The 21,287-nt window shown below is 69.8% G+C and carries 22 protein-coding genes; 10 read left to right on the top strand and 12 right to left on the bottom strand.

Translation table 11 applies throughout. The features are described 5' to 3' along the window. Positions 1-100: 100 nt before the first annotated feature. The 3 genes from JUB13_RS07150 to puuE all read right to left on the bottom strand — a co-directional run bounded on the left by JUB13_RS07150 (position 101) and on the right by puuE (position 3,445). Positions 101-1,144 carry a zinc-dependent alcohol dehydrogenase family protein gene (locus tag JUB13_RS07150; RefSeq protein WP_207478122.1) on the bottom strand — a complete coding sequence of 348 codons (1,044 nt, stop codon included), beginning with the start codon at positions 1,142-1,144 and terminating at the stop codon, positions 101-103. A gap of 170 nt (positions 1,145-1,314) precedes the next feature. Further along, positions 1,315-1,725: an SPOR domain-containing protein gene (locus JUB13_RS07155; RefSeq protein WP_207478123.1), complete on the bottom strand. Its 411-nt coding sequence runs from the start codon at positions 1,723-1,725 to the stop codon at positions 1,315-1,317. 799 nt (positions 1,726-2,524) lie between these two features. Continuing rightward, complete coding sequence (gene puuE, locus JUB13_RS07160; protein WP_207478124.1) at positions 2,525-3,445, bottom strand: allantoinase PuuE; 921 nt, start codon at positions 3,443-3,445, stop codon at positions 2,525-2,527. A gap of 261 nt (positions 3,446-3,706) precedes the next feature. On the opposite strand from puuE, the gene JUB13_RS07165 reads away from it, so the two are divergent. Together JUB13_RS07165 and JUB13_RS07170 are read left to right on the top strand one after the other, a co-directional pair. Further along, complete coding sequence (locus tag JUB13_RS07165; protein WP_207478125.1) at positions 3,707-4,177, top strand: hypothetical protein; 471 nt, start codon at positions 3,707-3,709, stop codon at positions 4,175-4,177. Between the two features lie 23 nt (positions 4,178-4,200). Beyond that, complete coding sequence (locus tag JUB13_RS07170; RefSeq protein ID WP_207478126.1) at positions 4,201-4,728, top strand: PAS domain-containing protein; 528 nt, start codon at positions 4,201-4,203, stop codon at positions 4,726-4,728. A gap of 32 nt (positions 4,729-4,760) precedes the next feature. On the opposite strand, the gene JUB13_RS07175 is transcribed toward JUB13_RS07170, so the two are convergent. Together JUB13_RS07175 and JUB13_RS07180 are read right to left on the bottom strand one after the other, a co-directional pair. Further along, positions 4,761-5,126 (bottom strand): DUF983 domain-containing protein, encoded by a 366-nt coding sequence (locus JUB13_RS07175; RefSeq protein ID WP_207478127.1) that lies wholly within the window; start codon positions 5,124-5,126, stop codon positions 4,761-4,763. A 145-nt stretch (positions 5,127-5,271) separates the two neighbouring features. Beyond that, entirely contained in the window at positions 5,272-6,417 is a 1,146-nt protein-coding gene (locus JUB13_RS07180) for a ChaN family lipoprotein (RefSeq protein WP_207478128.1), read from the bottom strand. A gap of 95 nt (positions 6,418-6,512) precedes the next feature. On the opposite strand from JUB13_RS07180, the gene JUB13_RS07185 reads away from it, so the two are divergent. Next, on the top strand, positions 6,513-7,250 hold the full coding sequence (locus JUB13_RS07185; protein WP_207478129.1) for an SDR family NAD(P)-dependent oxidoreductase: 738 nt from the start codon (positions 6,513-6,515) through the stop codon (positions 7,248-7,250). Between the two features lie 100 nt (positions 7,251-7,350). Here the strand turns inward: JUB13_RS07185 and JUB13_RS07190 are convergent, their stop codons facing one another. Next, the gene (locus JUB13_RS07190; protein WP_207478130.1) at positions 7,351-7,962 is read right to left on the bottom strand and encodes a TetR/AcrR family transcriptional regulator; all 612 of its coding nucleotides are present in this window, start codon (positions 7,960-7,962) and stop codon (positions 7,351-7,353) included. 158 nt (positions 7,963-8,120) lie between these two features. Between JUB13_RS07190 and JUB13_RS07195 the strand changes: the two genes are divergently transcribed. From JUB13_RS07195 to JUB13_RS07215, 5 genes are all read left to right on the top strand, one after another. Further along, positions 8,121-8,876 (top strand): SDR family NAD(P)-dependent oxidoreductase, encoded by a 756-nt coding sequence (locus JUB13_RS07195; protein WP_207478131.1) that lies wholly within the window; start codon positions 8,121-8,123, stop codon positions 8,874-8,876. 50 nt (positions 8,877-8,926) lie between these two features. Beyond that, positions 8,927-9,910 carry an SDR family NAD(P)-dependent oxidoreductase gene (locus JUB13_RS07200; RefSeq protein ID WP_207478132.1) on the top strand — a complete coding sequence of 328 codons (984 nt, stop codon included), beginning with the start codon at positions 8,927-8,929 and terminating at the stop codon, positions 9,908-9,910. Positions 9,911-10,316: 406 nt separating this feature from the next. Beyond that, positions 10,317-11,168, top strand: a complete 852-nt coding sequence (locus tag JUB13_RS07205) for an AraC family transcriptional regulator (protein ID WP_236024808.1) — start codon at positions 10,317-10,319, stop codon at positions 11,166-11,168. Positions 11,169-11,579: 411 nt separating this feature from the next. Further along, positions 11,580-12,380 (top strand): AzlC family ABC transporter permease, encoded by an 801-nt coding sequence (locus JUB13_RS07210; protein WP_236024809.1) that lies wholly within the window; start codon positions 11,580-11,582, stop codon positions 12,378-12,380. Continuing rightward, entirely contained in the window at positions 12,377-12,676 is a 300-nt protein-coding gene (locus JUB13_RS07215) for an AzlD domain-containing protein (protein WP_207478133.1), read from the top strand. Before JUB13_RS07210 ends, JUB13_RS07215 begins: the two co-directional genes overlap by 4 nt. 3 nt (positions 12,677-12,679) lie before the next feature. Here JUB13_RS07215 and JUB13_RS07220 read toward each other — a convergent pair whose 3' ends face one another. Further along, the gene (locus JUB13_RS07220) at positions 12,680-13,447 is read right to left on the bottom strand and encodes an Hpt domain-containing protein (RefSeq protein WP_207478134.1); all 768 of its coding nucleotides are present in this window, start codon (positions 13,445-13,447) and stop codon (positions 12,680-12,682) included. A 111-nt stretch (positions 13,448-13,558) separates the two neighbouring features. Further along, entirely contained in the window at positions 13,559-14,101 is a 543-nt protein-coding gene (locus tag JUB13_RS07225) for a hypothetical protein (protein ID WP_207478135.1), read from the bottom strand. A gap of 179 nt (positions 14,102-14,280) precedes the next feature. Here JUB13_RS07225 and JUB13_RS07230 point away from each other — a divergent pair, with 179 nt between their 5' ends. Then, positions 14,281-15,051: a PRC-barrel domain-containing protein gene (locus tag JUB13_RS07230; protein WP_207478136.1), complete on the top strand. Its 771-nt coding sequence runs from the start codon at positions 14,281-14,283 to the stop codon at positions 15,049-15,051. Between the two features lie 43 nt (positions 15,052-15,094). On the opposite strand, the gene hemA is transcribed toward JUB13_RS07230, so the two are convergent. From hemA to JUB13_RS07250, 4 genes are all read right to left on the bottom strand, one after another. Next, positions 15,095-16,309: a 5-aminolevulinate synthase gene (gene hemA, locus JUB13_RS07235; RefSeq protein WP_207478137.1), complete on the bottom strand. Its 1,215-nt coding sequence runs from the start codon at positions 16,307-16,309 to the stop codon at positions 15,095-15,097. A gap of 159 nt (positions 16,310-16,468) precedes the next feature. Beyond that, the gene (locus JUB13_RS07240; protein ID WP_207478138.1) at positions 16,469-17,857 is read right to left on the bottom strand and encodes an aspartate aminotransferase family protein; all 1,389 of its coding nucleotides are present in this window, start codon (positions 17,855-17,857) and stop codon (positions 16,469-16,471) included. Positions 17,858-17,922: 65 nt separating this feature from the next. Beyond that, positions 17,923-19,413, bottom strand: a complete 1,491-nt coding sequence (locus JUB13_RS07245) for a redoxin domain-containing protein (protein ID WP_207478139.1) — start codon at positions 19,411-19,413, stop codon at positions 17,923-17,925. Positions 19,414-19,589: 176 nt separating this feature from the next. Next, positions 19,590-20,078: a PRC-barrel domain-containing protein gene (locus JUB13_RS07250; protein ID WP_207478140.1), complete on the bottom strand. Its 489-nt coding sequence runs from the start codon at positions 20,076-20,078 to the stop codon at positions 19,590-19,592. Between the two features lie 174 nt (positions 20,079-20,252). On the opposite strand from JUB13_RS07250, the gene JUB13_RS07255 reads away from it, so the two are divergent. Then, complete coding sequence (locus JUB13_RS07255; protein WP_207478141.1) at positions 20,253-21,287, top strand: glycosyltransferase family 61 protein; 1,035 nt, start codon at positions 20,253-20,255, stop codon at positions 21,285-21,287.

Genomic DNA, 21,287 nt, shown 5'->3' on the forward strand with positions numbered 1-21,287 from the left:
GCCATTCTCGCGCACATCCTCGAGACGGCGCCCATCCGATGCCCGCACTGTCGGTGCTGGCTTGTCCAGCACAGGTGCGAGTAGAACTGCCAAAGTAGAGCTAGATCCTGTCGATCACGGTAAAGCCGACGCCGCTGTAGCCGTCCATGGCCGCGAGTGCGGAGCCCGCCTCGGCCAGGGGGATGCGCTTCGTCACGAGACGCGCGAGGTCCAGGCGGCCGCTGGTCACGAGGTTGACGAGGGACGGGATCCTCCGAGCCGGGATCCCGCGCGAGCCCATGATCGTGAGCTGGCGGAAGTAGACGGTGTCCAGCAGCGGGATCGGCGGCTCGGCATGGGGTCCGAGCGGCATGCCGACCTGCACATGCCGGCCGAGCCGCCGCAGGCCGCGGATCGAGTTGTGAAAGGTATCGGTGATGCCGAGCGCATCGATCGAGACATGCGCGCCGCCGCCGGTCAGCTCGCGGACGGCCTCGCCGACGTCGGCCACCGACATCGCGTTGAGCGTCCTGGTCGCACCGAGCGCGCGGGCCATGGCCAGGGCCGGGTCATTGACGTCCACCGCGAGGACCGGAGCGCCGAGCGCGGCGCCGATGGCGACCGCGGACAGGCCCACGCCGCCGCAGCCGTGGACCGCGAGCCATTCCCCGGGCCGCAACCGGGCGCGGTCGACGAGGGCCCGGAACGCTGTGGTTATGCGGCAGCCCATCCCGGCGGCCTCGACGAAGCTGATCTCCTCGGGCAGGTGCACCAGGTTGAAGTCGGCCCGGGCGATCGCGATGCGTTCCGCGAAGGCGCCCCATCCGGAAAAGCTGATGACGTACTGCTCGGCGCAGACGGTGGGCTCGCCATCCATGCAGTCAGGACATTGGCCGCAGCCGAGGATGACCGGCGCCGTCACGCGGTCGCCGACCCTGAAGCGTCGGCATTCCGGTCCCACGGCCTCGACGACGCCGGCGAACTCGTGTCCGGGGACGTGCGGCACCGACACGTGCGGGTCGGTGCCCTTCCAGCCGTGCCAGTCCGACCGGCAGACGCCACAGGCCTCGACGCGGATCACGGCGCCGTCGAAGGGGCAGTCCGGCTCCGGAACCTCGGTTATTTCGATGGGGCCGCCAAAGCGGGTGAAGAGCGCAGCCTTCATGCGTTGGTCCCCGTCATTGCCGCCTACAGTTCCGGGTGGCCCGGGCTGGTGCTCGTCCGGAACCGCCTGGGGACTGTCGGCGGCTCCGGTTTCAATTTCATGTGCCGGGGCATGGATCCGGTTACATCTGGAACCGTTCGCCCCGGGGATGGGCGTCCTGCGCGGACCCCTCAGCGCAGGCGGATGATGTCGCCCCGCAGGTTCGCCTCGGCCGAGAGACGGGAGGCGAGACCGCGTGCCTCGGCCTCGTTGGCCGCGCGGCCAACGCGCACGGCCTTCCATGCGCCTCCGTCGGTGTGCGTCCAGTCGACCACATAGGCCTCGAAGCCCCGCCGCGAGAGGTCGGCGGCAAGGCGCTGGGCGTTCTCGGGGATGGTGAAGGTGCCGACCTGGACCGTGTAGCGGCCGCGCGCCCCTGTCTCGCCGCGGGCCGCCGGCGTCTGGGCGGGCGGGGCCGGGCGTGGCGCTCCCGCGGCCGCGGCTTCCGGGCGTGGCGGCAGGGCGGCGGACTGGGTAGCGGACGGAGCCGCGGACTGGGTCGTGGACGGGGCAGCAGACTGGACCGTCTGGGTGCTCTGCATCTCCGGCGCCGATGCCGCCTGGGACTCCGCCGGCTCCGGCGGGGTCTCGGCGCGCGGTGCGGGCTCCACGGGCGCCGTGGGAGCTTCTGCGCGCTGGGGCGTGGGATCCGTCGTGGCTGGAGGGGCCGGTTCCGCGGCCGGCGCCTCAGCGGCCGGAGCGGGCGGGGGAGGCGCCCCTGCATCGGTACGGACTTGCGCCGACGGCGTGGGCCTCTGGAGTCTGGTAGAGGCCTGCGGCTCCGGCGGCTGGGGTGCTGTGTCCGGCGCGGCGCCGTTTGCTGGCGGCGCCGCGGACGGAGCCGGCGGGGCGCTGGCGGTCGCCGGCGCGGGCTGAGCGGCCCCGGGCGGCACGGCTGCCGGCGGCGCGGGTGCCGGTGCAGGGGATGGGGCGGCCGTCGGAGGGGCCGTCGGAGGAGCGCTGGGGGCAGGCGAGGGGGATGGTGTGACCTGCGACGGCGCTGCGACGACCAGGGTTGCCTCGGGCGCCGGTGCCTCGAGCAGCGACGTGCTGAGCCATGCTCCCGCGGCGAAGGTCAGGACAAGGCCCGCGACCGTCAGCACGGTTCCCACGGACGGTCCTCGCCGCGGGGCGGACTCGTCTGCGTCCGCCTCCTCCAGCAGATCCTCGTCGTCTTGGGCCATGGGCGTGGTCGCCTTATGCAGGGGCCCCGCCTTGAGGCGGCGCCGTCTCGTCCTTCGGGACGCGAGTCTAACGGATCACCACTTTGGTGGAAACTGCGTCCCGGACCTGCCGGTCCGGCACTGTCCGCGAGCGGCAGAATCACTCCGCGCAGGGAACTCAGCTTCCCGGCGGGTGCCGCGCGATCCAGTGGCGCGCGATGTCGACGCGCCGGCAGACCCACGCGCCGGAATGCGCCTGGACATGATCCAGGAAGCGCGCGAGGGCCGCCGCCCGTCCGGGCCGGCCGACCAGCCGGCAATGAAGCCCGACGGACATCATCCTGGGCGATCCGGCCTCGCCCTCGCGGTACAGCACGTCGAAACTGTCGCGGAGATAGGCGAAGAACTGGTCGCCGGCATTGAAGCCCTGCGCCGTCGCGAAGCGCATGTCGTTGGCGTCCAGCGTGTAGGGGATCACCAGGTGCGGGCGGCCGTGGCTGCGGTCCCAGTAGGGAAGGTCGTCCGCATAGGAGTCGCTGTCGTAGAGGAATCCGCCCTCCTCGACGACGAGGCGCCGGGTGTTCTCGGAGGCGCGCCCGGTATACCAGCCGAGCGGCCGCATGCCGACCACGCGGGTGTGGATCTCGATGGCGCGCCGCATGTGCTCGCGCTCGACCTCGATCGGAAGGTCCTTGTACTCGATCCAGCGCCAGCCGTGGCTCGCGACCTCGTGGCCGAGCTCCACGAAGGCGGCGACGGCCTCGGGGTTGCGCTCCAGCGCCATGGCAACGCCATAGACCGTCAGCGGAAGCCCGCGCTCCTCGAAGAGCCGCAGGATCCGCCAGACGCCCGTGCGGCTGCCGTACTCGTAGATGGATTCCATGTTCATGTGGCGCTGGCCCGGCCAGGGCTGGGCGCCGACGATCTCGGAGAGGAAGGCCTCCGAGGCCGGGTCCCCGTGCAGGATGCAGTTCTCGCCGCCCTCCTCGTAGTTCAGGACGAACTGCACCGCGACCCTGGCGCCGCCCGGCCAGTCGGCCTGGGGCGGGTTGCGGCCGTAACCGATCATGTCACGGGGATAGGACGCGTCGGACGTCATCAGCTCCTGCCTCGCTGCGGTGACGGCCGGCAGGCACGCCGCCCGGCCCGGCGGGAAAAGCCGCCTCGGCACTGTTATGCCGAACTCGCCCGCGCTGCGGAAGCGCCGTCGCCGACGGGACCCCGATGCTGCCGGATGGGGCGTCCGGGTACCCAGGACGGTCTAAGCCCACTGGCGCTCCGCGGTGCCCGGTGGCCTAGCCCTGGCGCACCGGCGGGGCTGCTAATGTCGCCGGCGCGAATCGGGAAGGCGGAAGCGGGCATGAAGGGCGCATCCTCGTGGATTCTCGGGCTGCTGGTGCTGGCGGGCTGCGCCCGGCCGGGTCCGCCGCCCGTCGACTATGCCGAGCTGCAGCGGCAAAACGTTCTGGCGCAGATCGGCCGCATGGTGCAGGAGCCGCTGTCGCGCTTCTCCGCAGCCCCCGACTGCGCCTCGGCCGACCTCCAGCGAGCGAAGGCGGTGGCCCGCCTCAACGCGGAGACGACGAAGCCGGTGGAGCACGGGCTTGACGCGGCGCTCTACGGCGCCGATCTCGCCCTGAGCGTCGGGGACGCGGCACGAAGCCACGGATGCCGCGACGATGCGCTCGAGATGTACGATCTCGTGCTCGGATCCTACCCGGGCTCCGCCTTCGCGCCGCTGCGCGCCCGGGCGCGGGCCGGCATCGACGATCTCAGGGTCGCCGGGGGAGAGCGTCGGGGCGGCCGTGGCACGGCCTTGTCAGACGGTTAACGCTCCGGTGGTCTACTGTCGCCATGACGGCACCGGATCTTGCTTCCCTGCTTATCGATCGGCGGATACGCGGCTTCGCGGACTACTGGATCGGCCTCTACCGCGGTGGAGGGATACCGGACCGGCGCGCCATCGACCCGGTCGAGATCCCCTGGACTCTGCCCTTCATCTGGATCTGCGACTACCTCCAGGACCGGCGCGACTTCCGGTACCGCCTTGCGGGCGAGCACATCAACGACGCATTCCGCCGGAACCTGAAGGGCCGGACCATGAGCGAGATCGTGGCGCCTGAGGTTCATGCCAACGCCATCCGGCGCTACGCGGGCGTGATAGAGACACCGGCGCTCGTGCACAACATCGGGCCGGTCTACAATCACCGCGGCGAGACGCTGGTCGGGGAGCGCATCGTCTTTCCGCTGTCGAGCGGCGGCGGGCGCATCGACATGATCATCGGTGTCACGGTGTCGAAGCTGAACCCCGCCCGCGCAGGCGGGGTCCACAGCCATACCGGCGTTCCCGACACCTACGTGCCGCTGTCGTCTCTGGCCTGAGCGGTGCGGCACGCGGGCGCAGCGCGGTTCCGTCAGCGCTGCTCGTCGCCCCGCATCCCCATTGACCACATCAGCCCGACCACCGCTCCCTTCAGGCACGGAAGCATTGCGAGCGTCAGCACCAGCGTCGCCAGCGGCCAGACGGTCATCTGGAAGAGGGTGGAAGCGCCGGCCCGCTCGCCCCACAGCGCCATGGGTACGATGATGTGTCCCACGACGAAGATCGTGAGATAGGGCGGCAGGTCGTCGGCCCGGATCCGGCCGAACTCGGTGCCGCAGGCGGGGCATGTCTCGGCGACCTTCAGATAGCCCCGGAACAGACGCCCCTTGCCGCAATTCGGGCAGCTGCGGACCAGTCCCCTGACGAGAACGCTGAAGAGATTAGGGAGGCCAGTCATGGTCGATCCTGAGGTCCGGTGCGATCCAGAAGGGTGGGCGGTCGCGGCAACCGTCACCATGCGGCAACAGGCCGCTGATCCGCAAGCCGCGGCCGTGCCGCATCCGCCCTGCGTCAAGCCCCGTCAGACAGGCGTCAGGCCCGCATCACGCGGGCGGGAAGCGGACGAGGAGGACCAGGGGGCGCCCGCCGCGCTCCACGGAAAGCGGCAGCCATGTGCCGGGGGCGACGCTGCGCACCAGGCTTGCGAGGTCGGCCGGGCGTGCCACCAGGCGACCTGCCGCGGCGCGCAGCAGGTCCCCGGGCCTGAGACCCGCCTCCTCGCCGAGGCCGCCGGCCTCGACGGTGTCGACCCGCAGCCCCCCGGCGTCCGCACTGATGCCGATGCCGAGCCGGGGCCGCGGCGCCGGCGCGGGATCCGGGTCCAGGCCGAAGACCGCATCGGCGATGCCGGCCCGCAGCTCGGCACATTCGCGGTCCCCGGGCCACGGCAGGAGCGCGGTCGACCCCTGCAGGCCGAGGTCGGCAAGCTGGTGCGCGACGCCGAGTCCGTGCTCCACATGGCCCGCGCCCAGGATCGCGACCACCATCGCCCCGGTCCGCCGATGGGCGCCGGCGATCGCCTCCGCCATGGCCCGGTCCCAGACGAGCTGGGCCTCGACGAACCGGTTCAGCCCCTCGTCGCCGTCGCCGCGCGCCTTTCCGTCATGCATGGCCATGATCCTGGCGAGGCCCTCGCGATAGGCCGGCAGGGGCGGCGCGGGATCGCCCACGCCCTCGCGCGCGGAGGGCGGCACGGCGGCCCAGCCCTCGCGCCCAGTCCTCCGCACGAGGTCACGATCGACGTTCAGGGCCACGACGGGCAGCCGGTTCATGCGCGCGAAGCGCAGGATGGGGAGGTAGAGTTCGGCATCGTAGCCCCAGACCTCGTTCCAGCGCGTCTCGCGCAGCAGCGTCGCCTCGTCGATCTCGCCGGCGGACCAGCGATCGAGCGCGGGCTGCACGCTGCGGGGCAGCATCTCCAGTCCCACGGCAACGTTGCTCCGGTGGGCATGCAGCCCTGCAAGGGTCTGGAACTGCCAGCGGTGGTCGGCGGGGCTGTCGTGCCGCTCTCCCAGGAGAACCGCCGGGCCCTGGGCGGCGCGCGCCAGCAGCGACGGGCCCTGAAGCTGGGCTTGGTCCGCCGGGTCCACCCAAGCGCCCGGCGGAACGCAGGACCGGGGCGCGGGCGCCGCAGCGAGCGCGAATGTCGGCGCCGTCAGGGCGATCAGGGCTGCTAGGGCAAGGCGCACGCGGGTCTCCCGTGGTTCGGCCGGGGGCAGGGGAAGGAGTGAGTCTAGCGCCGTGGGGCGCTTCCGCCATCCCGGTCGATGCGCTAATGTGAAGCATGCCTGACCGCAAGACGATGATCCTGACCGGGGCCAGCCGGGGCATCGGCCACGCGACCGTGCAGCGCTACAGCGCCGCCGGGTGGCGGGTGATCACCTGCTCGCGGGAGGAGATGCCCGAGGCCTGCAAGGCCGACCCCAACTGGACGCACCACGTCACCGCCGACCTTGCCGATGCCGAGAGCCGCGCCGCCTTCATCCGGCGCGCCAACGAGATCCTGGCCGGCGGACCGCTCCACGCGCTGGTCAACAATGCCGGTGTTTCCCCAAAGACGCCGTTCAAGGAACGGCTGGGCTGCCTCAACGGCGACATCCAAGCCTGGTACCAGGTCTTCGAGCTGAACTTCTTCGCGCCGCTTGTCATGGCGCGCGGCTTCGCGGGCGCGCTCGCCAAGGGCAAGGGCGCCATCGTGAACATCACCTCCATCGCGGGCCATTCGGTCCACCCCTTCGCGGGTTCGGCCTACAGCACCTCCAAGGCGGCGCTGTCGGGCCTGACGCGCGAGATGGCCGTCGAGTTCGCCGAGCTGGGCGTGCGGGTCAATGCCGTTGCCCCGGGCGAGATCGAGACCGCGATGCTCTCCCAGGACTACGAGATGCTGATCCCCCGCATCCCGCTGCACCGCATGGGCCAGCCCATGGACGTCGCGGACTGCGTGTTCTGGCTGACCTCGCCGGAATCGGGCTACGTCACCGGCACCGAGATCTTCGTGACCGGCGGTCAGCATCTGTACTAGGGCGGACCGTCGACATTCATCATGTTTCCCGGGCCGATGCCGAGGCGAGTACCGCAGAGGCCAGACGCAAGCAAAGGCCGGCGCGCTTCTCGCCCAAGGTTCAGGACGAGGCTCCAGACGGTGCGGAACTTCCTGCAGGCCACGCGGAAAGCGCTTGCTCGGCGACGGCCTCCAGCATATCGCGGCTGAATCCGGCTTTAGCCTGCACCGCGATGCCGTGCGTTACCGCCATCACGAATGCCGCAAGGGCGTCGGGTTTGGCCGCCTGTGGCAGGTCGCCCTCGTCCTTGGCCCGTTCGAAGCGTTCTCGAAGCTGCGCCTGACCAGCCGCGCGAAAATCGATCAGCGCCCGCCGCACGGGTTCCGCCTCATCCGATCCCGCCAGGGCTCCATTAATGCCCAGACACCCCGGATGATCCGGATACCGTGTGTTGAGGTCGACTGCCTTGTGCAGGATGTGCGCAGCAACCTGGCGCGCCGTGGGTAGCTGAAGCGCCTCCGGAATGTAGCCGAGGTATCGCTCGTCATAGCGGGCCAGGGCCTGGCGGAAGAGCGCTTCCTTGTTGCCGAACGCGGAATAGAGGGCGGGCCTCTCTACGCCGGCGGCCTCGGTCAGGTCTGCGTAGGAGGTGCCCTCGTACCCCTTGCGCCAGAAGACGCAGAGCACGGCGTCGAGCACCTTCTCCAAATCGAATTCACGATGGCGCCCCATCAGATCGCCTCCGTTTTTCCATAACGGCCGTTACTAAACCACTTGACAGCCTCCGTCCAGGTTTCATAACAATCGTTACCGTAATGGTTGTTATGAAAATCTGGCGCTGTCGTCTGCCAAGGGCCCGGGCAGCGCTCCGATCCTGAAGGTGGGGTTTCATGTCGAATATATTGAAGGGCAGGGTTGCCCTCGTTACGGGCGGCTCGCGCGGGCTCGGTGCCGCCGCGGCGGAAGCGCTTGCCGACCAGGGGGCGGATGTTGCGATCAGCTACGTCACGTCCACCGACAAGGCCGAAGCTGTGGTCGAGAAGCTCAAGGCGAAGGGCGTCCGGGCGCTCGCGATACAGAGCGACCAGGCTGACATGGCGGCCGCCAAGCCGCTGGTCGACAAGGTGCTGGCGCACTTCGGCAAGCTCGACATCCTCGTCAACAATGCGGCGATCGCCGTGCAGGGCAGGACGGTCGACGATCCCGATCTCGACACGGTCAATCTCGATCGCCAGTGGCAGATCAACGTCATGGGCACCGTGGCGACGACGCGCGCGGCAGCGCCGGTATTGTCGGATGGCGGCCGGATCATCTTCATCGGCTCGCTCCTGGGTAGCCGTGTCCCGTTCGCCGGCGTCGCCGACTATGGGGGAACCAAGGCAGCCATCGCCGGATATGCGAAGGGCGTCGCCCGTGATCTCGGCGGACGCGAAATCACGGCCAACGTCATCCAGCCGGGCATCATGCCGACCGACATGGCCGCAGGGGTGCGGGACAATCTCCCCGGCGCGATCATGGACCTGCATCCCATCCGTCGGATCGCGACGCTCGAGGAAGTGGCGGCCATCGTCTGTTTCCTGGCGGGACCGAACGGGGGCTACATCACCGGCGGCGTGATCGACGTGGCCGGCGGCCTGCAGGTCTGAGCGTCGAAGATCAGGCCGAAGCCTTTGCACGCCCAATCAAAGGAAATGAGATGACCGAGAAGTTCGGTGCAAGATCGACCGCCGACGAGGTGCTTTCCGGCCTCGATCTCAAGGGAAAGCGGTTTCTCATTACGGGTACATCGGCCGGCATTGGGCTGGAAACCGCCCGCTCGCTGGTCTCTCACGGTGCCAGCGTCGTCGGTGCGGTCAGGGACCTCGGTAAGGCCGAGGCAGCCACTGCATCGATCCGTGACGCCGCCTCGCAAGGAGTTGGCGGCCTGGAGCCGATCGAACTCGATCTGGCATCCTTGCAAAGCGTTCGGGCCTGCGCGGATCGGCTGCTGGCCGAGGGCCGGCCGTTCGATGCCATCATCGCCAATGCCGGTGTCATGGCAACGCCGTTCGGTCGGACCGCGGACGGATTCGAAGTCCAGTTCGGGACCAACCATCTCGGACATTTTGCGTTGGTCAATTGGATCGAGCCGCTGCTCGCCAGTAACGGGCGGGTGGTGGTGCTGTCCTCCCAGGCTCATCGCGTCGCCGATGTCGACCTGGACGATCCGAATTTCGAGCGACAGGCATATGACCCGTGGGTCGCCTATGGCCGATCGAAGACGGCCAACGCTCTCTTCGCAGCGGAATTCGACCGGCGGCATCGCGATCGCGGTCTCCGAGCAGCCTCGGTGATGCCAGGGAACAGTTTCACTGATCTCCCGCGCCATCTCTCGCAGGAAGACCTGCAGGGTCTTCTGGAAACGGTTGGGAAGGCTCGCGCCGAAGCGGGTCTTCCGCCGGCACAGCTGAAGGACATCCCGCAGGCGGCGGCAACGTCGGTCTGGGCCGCGGTCGTGGCCGACAAGGACGAGATCGGAGGGCGCTATCTCGAAGACTGCGCGGTCGCGCCGGTCGATGACACGCCCAACCCGTTTGCCGACGGCGTAAGGTCGTATGCTCTCGATGCCAGCAAAGCTAAGAAGCTTTGGGAGAAGAGCGAGGACTTGATAAGCGCTGTCCGGGCCGCTGGCGGCCGCTAGGCGCGCAGGCACGCCGGCCTGCCCAAGCGCGACCGGCCTGCCCGCTTTGGGCGGACCTGATCCGGCTCCGCACCCGCCAGGGAAGCACGCGGGACACCGGTGACTGCCCGTTCAGCGATCGCTTCGAGCTGTTCTCCGTCTCGTGGCCGACCGTCCCCCTGACGGTCCGCCGCCAGTCTGCCGCCGGCGACGCGACGGCGTCGGTATCGCGTCCGTGTTGGAAGGCGTTGAGTTCTCCACGCCACTGGCGGATAAAACCTTCGACAGCGACGCCGTCCGTACCTAGATCGTCGAGCGGGACGGAACCGGCAGCGCCGTGGGGCATCGGGGACGCCGGACGTGCCCGGGTGCGCAATTTCGTCCAAGACCGCTGCGGCGCTTTGGATTTAGGCACCCAAGCCTGGACATGAACGACCATCAGGTGCGGTTCGCCCTTCCGGGGCTCGGCGACGGCGACCGGGCACGGTTCTGGCGCGCCCGGCGGCATCACGGGCTCGAAGGGCTGACCGCCACCTTCCGGCGGCACCGCTACGTGCCACACATGCACGAGACCTACGCGATCGGCGTGATTCTCGCCGGCTGCGAGACCTACGACCTGCGCGGCGAGCGCCGCTATGCGCAGGCGGGCGAGCTGTGCTTCGTGAACCCCGGCGAGGTCCACGACGGCGAGCCGCTGGGCGACGGGTACAGCTGCCGCATGAGCTATCCCGCCGCGGCCCTGCTGGCCGAGATCACCTCCGACGCGCGGGGCGGCCGGCCCGTCGCCACGCCCTATTTCGCGGCGACGAACGTGCGCGATCCCGCGGCCTTCGAGGCGTTCGTGGCGGCGCACCGGCGGCTCGAGGAGGATCCCGAGCCCTTGGCGGGGGACGAGGCCATGGTGCGGGCCTACGCCCTGATCCTGGCGCGGCACGGAGGCGAGGCGCCGCCGGACCAGGCCCGCCCGGCAGGAGGCGCCGTCGACCGTGTGCGCGAATACCTCGACGAGCAGTACGCGGAACCGATCGAACTGGCGACCCTGGCCGAGATCGCGGGGCTGACGCGCCATCACCTTATCCGCTTGTTCAAGCGCAGGACCGGTCTCACGCCGCACGCCTACCTTACGGATTGCCGGGTCCGGGCCGCCCGCCGGCGGCTCGTGGCCGGCGAGACGCCGGCGGAGGTCGCGGTTGCTTGCGGCTTCTTCGACCAGAGCCACCTGACCCGCGCCTTCAAGGCACGCACCGGAATCTCGCCGGGTGCCTTTCGGGCGGGCTGAGCAATTCCGTGCAAGACCGGGGATATGCCGCCGGGGTACCAGGGACGCATGACCTGTGAAGCATCCCCCTCGTCCCGCGTAGAGGGGTTCCGCGCGGGCATCCACATCTGCCTTCCGTTCAGCTCGGCAAGCACGCCCTGCAGCCTGATCCAGGGCGCCAAGGACATCACACAGTTCCTGGCTGCCGACCTGTGGCGCCGGACGTCTCCGGGGTGCGGCAAGGCCCGTACCTCCGGGCATGGCCAACAGTTCCGGACGACTGCGGATGCGGCGTGAAGAGATACTTGAGCGTCGAGTTACATGTGAAGAATCCCGCCAGTATAAGGTTGACTGGACTTGCATGTTTCACAATTAGTAATGGATCGAGGCGGTGGGCTTTCGGCGTGGTCCGTGCATCGGAGTGCAATGTAAATGGGCAAGCTGCGGCGGATGCTGGTCGATGCATCGCATCCCATGACCCATGAAACGCCCCCTTCGTCCCCCGTGGAAGATTTGCGCGCGGGCTTCATCCAGATCCTTCCGCTCACCATAGCCTGCGTACCCTTCGGCTTGATCCTTGGCGCCAATGCGGCGGCCAAGGGGCTCTCGGTCATCGAGGTCACGCTGATGAGCGCGCTGGTCTTCGCGGGCAGCGCGCAATTCGTGGCCATCGACCTCTGGCAGGACCCGGCGCCCTGGGCGGCACTCGGCCTGACGGTTCTGCTGGTGAACCTCCGGCACGTGCTGATGGGCGCCTCGCTCGCGGGAAAGCTCGATCGCTTCGGCACGCTGGGGCGCAGCATTGCCGTCTTCTTCATGGCCGACGAGATCTGGGCGGTCGCCGAGCGCCGGGCCATCGAGCGCGGCCTGACCCCCGCTTTCTACTTGGGGGCGGCGGCGCCGTTGTATCTGAACTGGCTGGTGACGACGACGATTGGCGCCGCGGTCGGCGCCCTTGTGGCCGATCCTCGGGCGCTGGGCTTCGACTTCGCCTTCACGGCCGTCTTCATCGGCCTCGTCGCGGGATTCTGGAAAGGCCGGTCCAGCCTGCCCGTGGTGGTGGCCAGCGCCGCAGCCGCGATCGCAGTGCGTCATGCGGTGCCTGGCGGCTGGTTCGTTGTCGCGGGGGCGCTGGCCGGGATCGGCGTCGCGGCACTGCGCGCGGGAGACGCCGAGACGGGCGGCGGCAAAGCGGTTCTGCGCGCCGAGGCGGACCGGAGCAGCACGCCATGAGCCTCGATCCAGCGACGCTCCTGGCGATCCTGGCCATGGCGGCCGCCACCTACCTGACGCGGGTGGCCGGGCTGGTCTTCGCGCGGTACATTCCGGCGACTGGGCGGGTGCGCGCGGCCCTCGACGCGCTGCCCACGGCGGTTCTGGTGGCCGTTATCGCGCCGGCCGCCTCGGCCGGCCCGGCCGAGATCGTGGCGACGGCGCTGACGGTGCTCGCCGCCACACGGCTGCCGGTCCTCGGCGTCGTCGCGGTCGGCGTCGGCTCCGTGGTCGTGATGCGAGCCCTGGTGGAGTGAGGCTCAGCCCAGGTTGAAGCGCGCAATGGCGGTGGCGAAGTCCTCGCCGAAATGGCCGCCGGTGCGCACGGCCGCGACGTCCCGGGGCAGGTCCCGCGAGGGGACGTCCAGGCTGGTCAGCAGCGCCATGGGCACCGCCGCAGTGACCGACATCGCCTTCAGCCCGCGCAGGAGGTCGAGCCCGCCGATCGGCTCCATGGTGGCCGAGGCCATCACCATGCCGGGCGGGTTGCGGACCGCGAGGCCCAGGGCCTCGACGGGGTCGTGGACCACGACGCTCCGGTAACCACAGGCCTGCATCTCCGTGCTCAGGAGGCGGCTGACCACCTTGGACGGCGTTACCAGCATGATCTCGACGTCCCGCACCTCGACATGGGAGATGTCGAATTCGTATCGGACGGGCAGGGCACGGATGATCTGGTTGGTCCTGGCGACGTCCGGCCGTTCCTCCTTGTCGACGGCCTCGGCCATGCGGTCGGCGAACTTCAGGACGTCGGCGATCTCGCGCTCGCGCAGCGTCTTGACCCCGGCGAGATAGACCTCGAGCCGGTGGGCGATCAGGTTCACCAGCGGATAGCCGCAGGTGGAGCCGATGCCCTTGAGCTTGCTGGCTTCGCGTTGCAGCGCCACCAGGGCCTCGGCCTCCCCGGCGGGGGCCGCCTCGAAGGCCTTGACGGTGCGGTAGATGATCTCGAGCCGGTCCTGGGCGTCGTCCTTGAACTCGACGCGCAGGCGGTCGGCGAGGTCTTCAGCGTTGAGAATCTCGGTCATGGCACGGCGCCGGCGGTTGGGATGCGCCGCCAGCCTACCGCGAAATCCTTAAAATCTAGACCAAACCCGAGTGCGGCCCCAGAGGACCACCTGGAAGGACCACCGGGAGGACTACAGGGATTTCGCGAGATCGGCGAACCAGGCGAGCCGCGCCCGGGTCTGGCCGATGTCGTGGTCCAGCCATGCGCCGAGGTGTCCGGGCTCGTCGGCGTGGCGGGCCCGCAGGTCCTCGAGCCGAGCCAACTCGGCCTCGTGCAGCTCGGCAAGTTGCTCGATCTGGTCGCAGCGGTCGGCCGGCTCCAGAAGGTGCAGGAAGCGCAGCTTGAGCGTGATTACGAGCTTGTTGAGATCGTCCGTCGAAGGCGCCCGGACGGCCGCCTTCATCAGCGTCTCGAACTCGCGGCGCCCGGCCTCCGTGACGCCGAGCAGGGCGTTATCCTCCATGCCGCTGCCGTCCAGGGCCTCCACGAGCCCCTCGTAACGCAGGAGCTCGAGCGACGGGGCCATCAGGTCCAGCGACGGCCCCACCAGGCGTGCGGTGAAATGGCGGACGGCGGCCGCAAGGTCGGCATAGCGCATGGGCTGCTGGGCGATCTGGCCCAGCACCGCCAGCCGTACGGCCTCCTTCGGCATCAGCGAATTGTCGCGGTACATGCCTGTCCCTCCGGCCGGTATGCGTCGGCAGGCTCAAGATAGGGCCGCCCCCGACGGCTGTCCATTCGGCCAAGGGTATGAGCCGGCCCGTCGCCCGTGACATCCGTTGCCGATCTGCGGGGGGAACGGCCTCGTCCGGGCTCCTGTTGAAGGCGCACGAGTTTGACGGAGGACGAGACGTGCTGAAACCAATTCTGCTCGGCACCGCGCTGATGCTGGGGACGGCCCTGCCCGCCGCCGCGCAGGTTGCGCCCGACATGGGAGGGCGCGCGCCGGTGGATCAGAAGGGCATGCAGACGCCCGAGACGCTGGGCGCCGGACGCTCCATGGGAGCGCCCGAGGGGAACGCCCAGGCGCGGCCGGCCGATCCCAGCCGGCAGCCCCAGACCGGGACTCCGGAGGCGACCGCCGACCGCGACAGCACCGGCGCCACCAATTCCGAGACCGGATCCCGTCCTGGGGCGACGCCGAGCCCGGGCCGTCAGAGTGCCGCGGGCGAGCGGGCCAAGACCGATCCCCGCAATACTGCTGAGGACATCGCGACCGGGCGCCCAGGCTACGAGGGGCAGGGCCAGGCCTATGCGACGCCGGTGGACCGCCATCGGGACCAGGCCCGGTCCGCCAGCGGGACGGTGGGCGGCGGTGCCCCGGCCGAGAGCCAGGTGCGCATGACCGAGATCGACGACTTCAAGGTCCTCGGCCGCGACGGCAAGGAGATCGGCAGCGTCTCGGAAGTACTGCTGAACTGGAAGAATGGCCGCATCGACACGCTGAACGTCGGGGCGGGCAGCAGCATCACGGGCACCAGCGAGAAGGTGTACGGCGTGCCCTGGGACCGGGTGGAATCGGTGGACGCGCGGCGGAAGGAGATCCGCCTTTCCATCGCCGAGCAGGAGCTGGCGGAGACCAGCCGTTTCGGCGGATCCGGGAACGACAGCGCCCAGCGCTGAGGATGAATGAGGGGGCGTGCCCTGCGGGCGCGCCCCCTGCCGCTCAGGCGGCTTTGCGCAGCTCGAGCCGGCTCCACACATCCAGCAGGGCCGAGACGAGCTGGCGCATGTCGCTGTCGCTGTGCAGCGGCGTCGGGGTGAAACGCAGCCGCTCCGTGCCTCGCGGGACCGTCGGATAGTTGATGGGCTGCACGTAGATGTCGTGGCGCTCCAACAGGTCGTCGCTGGCCTGCTTGCACAGCCGCGCATCACCGACCATCACCGGGACGATGTGGCTGGCCGAGTCCATCACCGGCAGCCCCGCCTCGCGCATCATCCGCTTCAGCGTGGCCGCCCGCTCCTGGTGCCGGGTGCGTTCGGCCTGGCTGCGCTTCAGGTGGCGGACGCTGGCGAGCGCGCCGGCGGCGACCGACGGGGTCAGCGAGGTCGTGAAGATGAAGCCGGCTGCGAAGCTCCGCACGGCATCGACCAGGGCGGCGGAGGCGGTGATGTAGCCGCCCATGACACCGTAAGCCTTGCCGAGCGTCCCCTCGATGACGGTGAGCCGGTCCATCACGCCGTCCCGCTCGGCGACGCCGGCCCCGCGCGGCCCGTACATGCCGACCGCATGGACCTCGTCCAGATAGGTCATGGCGCCGTGGCGCTCCGCGACGTCGCAGATCTCGCCGATCGGCGAGATGTCGCCGTCCATGGAATAGACGCTCTCGAACGCGACGATCTTCGGACGGTCAGGGGCGATGCGGGACAGCAGCTCTTCCAGGTGGGCAGGGTCGTTGTGCCGGAAGATGTGCTTCTCGCAGCCGGATTGACGGATCCCCTCGATCATCGAGTTGTGGTTCAGCGCATCCGACAGGATCACACAGCCCGGAAGCAGCCGGCCCAGCGTGCTGAGGCTGGCCTGGTTCGAGATGTAGCCCGAGGTGAAGAGGAGGGCGGCCTCCTTCCCGTGCAGATCCGCGAGCTCGCGCTCCAGCAGGACGTGGTAGTGGTTGGTGCCGGAGATGTTGCGGGTGCCGCCGGCGCCGGCGCCGCAGCGCTCCAGCGCCTCGTGCATGGCGGCGAGCACGTCGGGGTGCTGGCCCATGCCGAGATAGTCGTTGCTGCACCAGACCGTCACCTCGTGGGCCCGGCCCTGGGCGTCGTAGCGCTGCGCCTTCGGAAAATCCCCGCGCCGCCGCTCCAGATCGGCAAACACGCGATAGCGGCCCTCGCAGCGAAGGCTTTCTACCTGGCTCCGGAAGAAGCTCTCGTAATCCATCCCGGTATCCCGTAACCCGCGCGCTGCGCCAACGGACACTATCGGTCCCGCGGCAACAGCGGGCAAGGCTCTTCGTTCTGATTGCGTACCCTGCGCAGGCCATCCTAGGCCATGGCGGCAGCCGCGGCTTGATCTAGCTCAACCTGGTCGCAAGGCAGCTCAACCGCCATTGGGCGCGATGCCGCACTCCCGCGTCCAGGCCAGCGTGTCGTCCAGGGCGGCGGCGAAGATCCCGACCAGCTCGTCGATCTCGGCCTCCGAGATCACCAGAGGCGGCGAGAAGCCGATGCTGTCGCCCATGGCCCGCAGGATGGCGCCCCGCGCCTGGGCAAAGGAGACCAGCTTCGGCCCCACCGCCTGGGCCGGCTCGAAGGAGGTCCTCGTCGCCTTGTCGCGCACCAGCTCGACGCCGGCGATCAGGCCGACGCCGCGGATGTCGCCCACCAGCGGGTGACCCTCCAGGCGGCGTAGCCCCTCCTGCAGGCGCGGCCCGACGCGCCGGACATGGCCGACAACGTCCCGTTCCTCGATGATCGCGAGCGTCTCCAGCGCAACCGCCGCCGCCACCGGATGTCCGGAATAGGTGTAGCCGTGCCCGAAGGTGCCGACCCTGCCGGATTGCGCGGCCACGGTCTCGTAGACGGGCTCGGAGACCAGCACGGCGGCAATCGGCACATAGGCCGAGGACAGGGCCTTGGCGACGGTCATGATGTCGGGCCGGATCCCATAGGTCTCGGAGCCGAACAGGCTTCCGGTGCGCCCGAATCCGGTGATCACCTCGTCGGCGATCATCAGCACGTCATGCCGGCGCAGCACCGCCTGGACCTTTTCGAAATAGGTCCGCGGCGGCACGATCACGCCGCCCGCGCCCATCACCGGCTCGGCAATGAAGGCGGCGACGGTCTCCGGCCCCTCGGCGCGGATCAGGGCGTCGAGCTGCTCGGCCAGGCGCGTCGCGAAGTCCTCCTCGCTCTCGCCGGGCCGTCCGAAGCGCCAGTAATGGGGGCAGTCGGCATGGAGGATGCCGGGCAGCGGCAGGTCGAAGGCCTCGTGCAGGTGCGGCAGCCCCGTCAGGCTGGCCGCAGCCACCGTGACGCCGTGATAGCCCTTGCTGCGCGCGATGATCTTCTTCTTGGCGGGCCGGCCGCGCGCGTTGTTGTAGTACCAGACGAGTTTCACGGCCGTGTCGTTGGCCTCGCTCCCGGATCCCGCCAGGAACACGCGGGCGAGCGGGTCGGGGGCGAGCGCCGCCAGCCGCTCGGCCAGCTCGATGCTGCGGTCGTGCGCCCGGCCGTTGAACCCGTGATAGAAGGCCAGGCGCCGCATCTGGTCCGTGGCGGCATCCACCAGCCGCTCCTCGCCCCATCCCAGCGCGGTGCACCACAGGCCGGCCATGCCCTCGATGTACCAGCGCCCCTGGTCGTCGCGCACGCGCACGCCACGGCCCTCGACGATCACCAGCGGGCCGACGCGGCCGTGGGTCTCCAGATTGGTGAAGGGGTGGAAGGAGTGGGCCTTGTCGCGCTCGCCAAGCGTGGTGCCGTGCATGGAGCCTCAGTGTCTTAGAACGGGTGGGAACTGAAGCTTAACCGCAACGCGGTGGTGCGCGAAAGTCACTCAGCCCAGATGCGCGAGCGGCGCATTGCGGCGTCCAGCACGACTATCCGGTGGTTGTTGGTATCCGAGACCAGGATCCGGTCGGGGCCATCGGCCCATACGCCTGCGGGCTCGTCCAGCGGCAGGCAGACGGGATCCTCGCACAGGAACCCGTCGTCCAGGTCCGACACCAGGCCGCCCGCGGGATCCACGACGCGGACGGCGCCGTTGTAGGTGTCCGCGACCAGCAGGGCGCCGCCGCGCGTGGCGATGCCGAGGCAATGCTGCATCTGCGCCTCGGCGAGCGGGCCGTTCACATGCCCGAAGTCGAAGAGACCGCTGCCCACCAGGGTGCGCACCCGCCCGGTCGCGAGATCGACCTGGCGCGCAGACGACGTCTCGGCATCGGCGAAGTGAAGGGTTCCGCCATCGGCGGAGAGGGCAAGGCCGCTCGGCTGCGCCAGATGCGCCTCGGCCGCCGCGCCGTCGCGCAGCCCCTCGGGGCCGGCTCCCGCCAAGCGTGCGACCCGGCCCGTCTCCAGCGCGAGCTGGCCGATCTGGTGCGTTCCCGCATTGGCGAAGAGCAGCAGGCTGCCGCGGACCTCGATATCCCAGGGGGAGGCGAGGGCCGTATCGGGCCCGGGCGCGGGCCCTCCCAGCGGACCGCCGCGGCCGCCGCTCCCCGCCAGGGTCGAGACCGTCCCGCTGGCAAGGTCGATGCGACGGATCGCATGGTTGCCGGTATCGGCGACGAAGACCGCCCCCTCGTCCGCCGCGATGCCCTGCGGCGCATCGAACCGTGCCTCGCCGGCGGGACCGTCGGCACGGCCCGGCAGGCCGGAGCCGAAGCGCGCGAGCTCCGCCCCGGCGGTGTCCAGCAGCACGACCTGGTTGTGGCCTGCATCGGCCAGCGCCCATCCCCCGGCGGGCAGAGGCTTGATCTTGCCGGGAAACGCGAAGCGGCCGGGCAAGGCCGCGGCTGCCGCCGGCAGCGCGATCTCCAGCGGCGCCGGGCCGGGCGCCAGCAGGCGCGCCGCGCGAAAGGCCGAAAGCGCGTCGCCGACGGCCTCGACCAGCACCTCCGGCGGCACCTCGCCGGCATGCTGCGTGGTCACGTAGCCGTCGGGCGAGATGAAGACCAGCGTCGGCCAGGCCCGCACCGCATACTGCTTCCACAGCGAGAAATCGGGGTCGTGGACGACGGGGTGCCGGATCCCGTGGCGCCGCAGCGCCGCCGCCACGTTCGCGGGGTCCCGCTCGTGCGGGAATTTCGGGCTGTGGACGCCGATCACGGCGACATCCTCGGGGAAGGCCTCCTCCACGCGCGCCAGCGCCGGCAGCATCTGCAGGCAGTTGATGCAGCAGAAGGTCCAGAAGTCGAGGATGACGAGCCTGCCCCTGAGATCGTCCAGGGACAGGTTCCGCGGCGTGTTCAGCCAGTGCAGTCCGGGCGCGCGCAGGTCCGGCGCGCGGACTCGGGGCTGCCTGGCGATGTCTTCGCGGCTCATGGCTGGATGTCCCGCTCCTGTTTCCGCGGGAGTATCGCCCGGGAAGGCGGTCGATCAACCCTGATCGGGCGGGGAGGTCCTCCCGTCCCGTCGCGCGGGCCCGTCAGGCAGGGCCTGCGCGGCAGGAACAGCGCCTCGGTGAGGGGGAGGAGCCGCGCGGCTCCTCCTGTTCTTGATCAGGGCCGGGTCGCCGCCTCGCTGAGCGCCAGGTCGTCGTTCTCGACCTCGGCGTAGCCGCCCTGGCCTTCGGTGTACTCGGCCATGGACTTGGCCTGCTCCTCGGTGACGGGGAGGGTCAGCCGTTCTCCCTCCATGCGGAACTGGGCCATCGGGACCAGGACGTTCTTCCCGCCGATCCCCAGGAAGCCGCCGCCGGCCTCGACCACCGCCATCAGCCCGTCCGGCCCCCGCACGATCTCCTCGATCTCGCCGATCTTCTGGCCGTCGGCACCGTGGACGTCCATGTCCTCGATCGCGTCGACCGTCATCGACATCAGCGCAGTATCCATGGTCGCGCTGGGCGGGGTCGGGGCCGCGCCAGCGGTCGCGCCCGGCGGGGGCGGGGCTGCGTCGGGCGCCGTGCCGGTGGTCCCCTGCGCGAAGGCGGGGGCGACGGCCAGCGAGGCCAGCGCGAAGCCGGTGATCAGGGGTGTCTTGAATGCCATTCTCGTCTCCTTGCTTTCGCTCGCATGCCCTCTCGCCGTCCCTAACAGCCGCTGACACCGGAAGCGCACAGGCGGGCTCAAGACATTCGCAACGATTCCGGTTCCATGGTCGGCGCTGCCGGGCCGTCCGTGGAGCGACCGCGGCATTCCTCGGCACTGACGGAACGATGGCCGATGCTGGTCAGCACCTTGGACGATCTCGCGAAGTCGCATCCCGGCATGGTCCGGCGCGTTGCGGACTGGGGCGCGGACAGGACGGGCAGGGTTGTGGGCGTCTACGAGGCGCGCGATGCCTTCGTCATCGGAGCTCCGCCGATCATCGGGTTCAGCCAGGGCGCGGATCTCGTGATCGCCCGGGAATCCTCGGACTACGACACCGAGACGGCCGCCGAGGCCGCCTTCGCCTCGCTGAACAAGGATGGCACGGCGGCGGCGCTCGACCGCCTGCCCGGCGACTGGGCCTATGTCTGCGGGCTCTGGTCGAACGAGTTCTGGCACTGGATGTACGAGAGCATCCCGAGGATCCTCGCCATTCAGGATACGGGATTCGAGGGAAGCTTCCTGGTCCGCTCCCTGCGCCCTTATGTCCTCGATACCTTCCGCATGCTGTCGGTCCTGCCCGAACGGGTGTTCAAGCTGTCGCCGGCGCGGCTCTGCGTGGAACGCCTGCTCTGCACCACGCAGATGCAGGGATGGAGCCTCGGCGCTGGCGCGCTTCGGGCAATGCGCCGGCGCCTGTCCCCGCCGGCGGCCGATCGCGCGGGGGAGACGACGCGCCTCTACATCGCACGGAAGGACGGCCGGGGCGTCCTGAACGAGGACGAGCTGATGCCCGTGCTGGAACACTTCGGCTTCCGGCGCGTCCACATGGAGGACATGCGCCTCGACGAGCAGATCGCGCTCGCCAGCCGGGCGGACGCGGTGATCGGCGCGCATGGGGCAGGGCTGGCGCTGACCATGTTCATGCCGCCCGGCAAGCTGATCGTCGAGCTGTACTCGCCGGAATACATCAACCCCTGCATCTCGGCGAGCTGCCGGCACCTGGGCGCGCGCTACCACATGGTTCCAAGCGTGGTGCTGGACCGCTACGAGCACGGTCGCGCGGTGGTCGCGAACATCGACGCCGTCGAGCAGATCCTGGAATCCTGGGAAGGCCGGGGGGAGTTCCATGAGGCGTTCCAGGGCGAGTCCCAGGGCGGCGGAGGCTGA

The sequence above is a fragment of the Arenibaculum pallidiluteum genome, from assembly GCF_017355985.1.
GTDB lineage: Bacteria > Pseudomonadota > Alphaproteobacteria > Azospirillales > Azospirillaceae > Arenibaculum > Arenibaculum pallidiluteum.

What these genes read in the sequence shown, in the direction of transcription:
- JUB13_RS07150 (WP_207478122.1), bottom strand. Translation starts at nt 1,144, where the DNA reads ATGAAGGCTGCGCTCTTCACCCGCTTTGGCGGCCCCATCGAAATAACC.
- JUB13_RS07155 (WP_207478123.1), bottom strand. Translation starts at nt 1,725, where the DNA reads ATGCAGAGCACCCAGACGGTCCAGTCTGCTGCCCCGTCCACGACCCAG.
- puuE (WP_207478124.1), bottom strand. Translation starts at nt 3,445, where the DNA reads ATGACGTCCGACGCGTCCTATCCCCGTGACATGATCGGTTACGGCCGC.
- JUB13_RS07165 (WP_207478125.1), top strand. Translation starts at nt 3,707, where the DNA reads ATGAAGGGCGCATCCTCGTGGATTCTCGGGCTGCTGGTGCTGGCGGGC.
- JUB13_RS07170 (WP_207478126.1), top strand. Translation starts at nt 4,201, where the DNA reads ATGACGGCACCGGATCTTGCTTCCCTGCTTATCGATCGGCGGATACGC.
- JUB13_RS07175 (WP_207478127.1), bottom strand. Translation starts at nt 5,126, where the DNA reads ATGACTGGCCTCCCTAATCTCTTCAGCGTTCTCGTCAGGGGACTGGTC.
- JUB13_RS07185 (WP_207478129.1), top strand. Translation starts at nt 6,513, where the DNA reads ATGCCTGACCGCAAGACGATGATCCTGACCGGGGCCAGCCGGGGCATC.
- JUB13_RS07190 (WP_207478130.1), bottom strand. Translation starts at nt 7,962, where the DNA reads ATGGGGCGCCATCGTGAATTCGATTTGGAGAAGGTGCTCGACGCCGTG.
- JUB13_RS07195 (WP_207478131.1), top strand. Translation starts at nt 8,121, where the DNA reads ATGTCGAATATATTGAAGGGCAGGGTTGCCCTCGTTACGGGCGGCTCG.
- JUB13_RS07200 (WP_207478132.1), top strand. Translation starts at nt 8,927, where the DNA reads ATGACCGAGAAGTTCGGTGCAAGATCGACCGCCGACGAGGTGCTTTCC.
- JUB13_RS07205 (WP_236024808.1), top strand. Translation starts at nt 10,317, where the DNA reads ATGAACGACCATCAGGTGCGGTTCGCCCTTCCGGGGCTCGGCGACGGC.
- JUB13_RS07210 (WP_236024809.1), top strand. Translation starts at nt 11,580, where the DNA reads ATGGGCAAGCTGCGGCGGATGCTGGTCGATGCATCGCATCCCATGACC.
- JUB13_RS07215 (WP_207478133.1), top strand. Translation starts at nt 12,377, where the DNA reads ATGAGCCTCGATCCAGCGACGCTCCTGGCGATCCTGGCCATGGCGGCC.
- JUB13_RS07220 (WP_207478134.1), bottom strand. Translation starts at nt 13,447, where the DNA reads ATGACCGAGATTCTCAACGCTGAAGACCTCGCCGACCGCCTGCGCGTC.
- JUB13_RS07225 (WP_207478135.1), bottom strand. Translation starts at nt 14,101, where the DNA reads ATGTACCGCGACAATTCGCTGATGCCGAAGGAGGCCGTACGGCTGGCG.
- hemA (WP_207478137.1), bottom strand. Translation starts at nt 16,309, where the DNA reads ATGGATTACGAGAGCTTCTTCCGGAGCCAGGTAGAAAGCCTTCGCTGC.
- JUB13_RS07240 (WP_207478138.1), bottom strand. Translation starts at nt 17,857, where the DNA reads ATGCACGGCACCACGCTTGGCGAGCGCGACAAGGCCCACTCCTTCCAC.
- JUB13_RS07245 (WP_207478139.1), bottom strand. Translation starts at nt 19,413, where the DNA reads ATGAGCCGCGAAGACATCGCCAGGCAGCCCCGAGTCCGCGCGCCGGAC.
- JUB13_RS07250 (WP_207478140.1), bottom strand. Translation starts at nt 20,078, where the DNA reads ATGGCATTCAAGACACCCCTGATCACCGGCTTCGCGCTGGCCTCGCTG.
- JUB13_RS07255 (WP_207478141.1), top strand. Translation starts at nt 20,253, where the DNA reads ATGCTGGTCAGCACCTTGGACGATCTCGCGAAGTCGCATCCCGGCATG.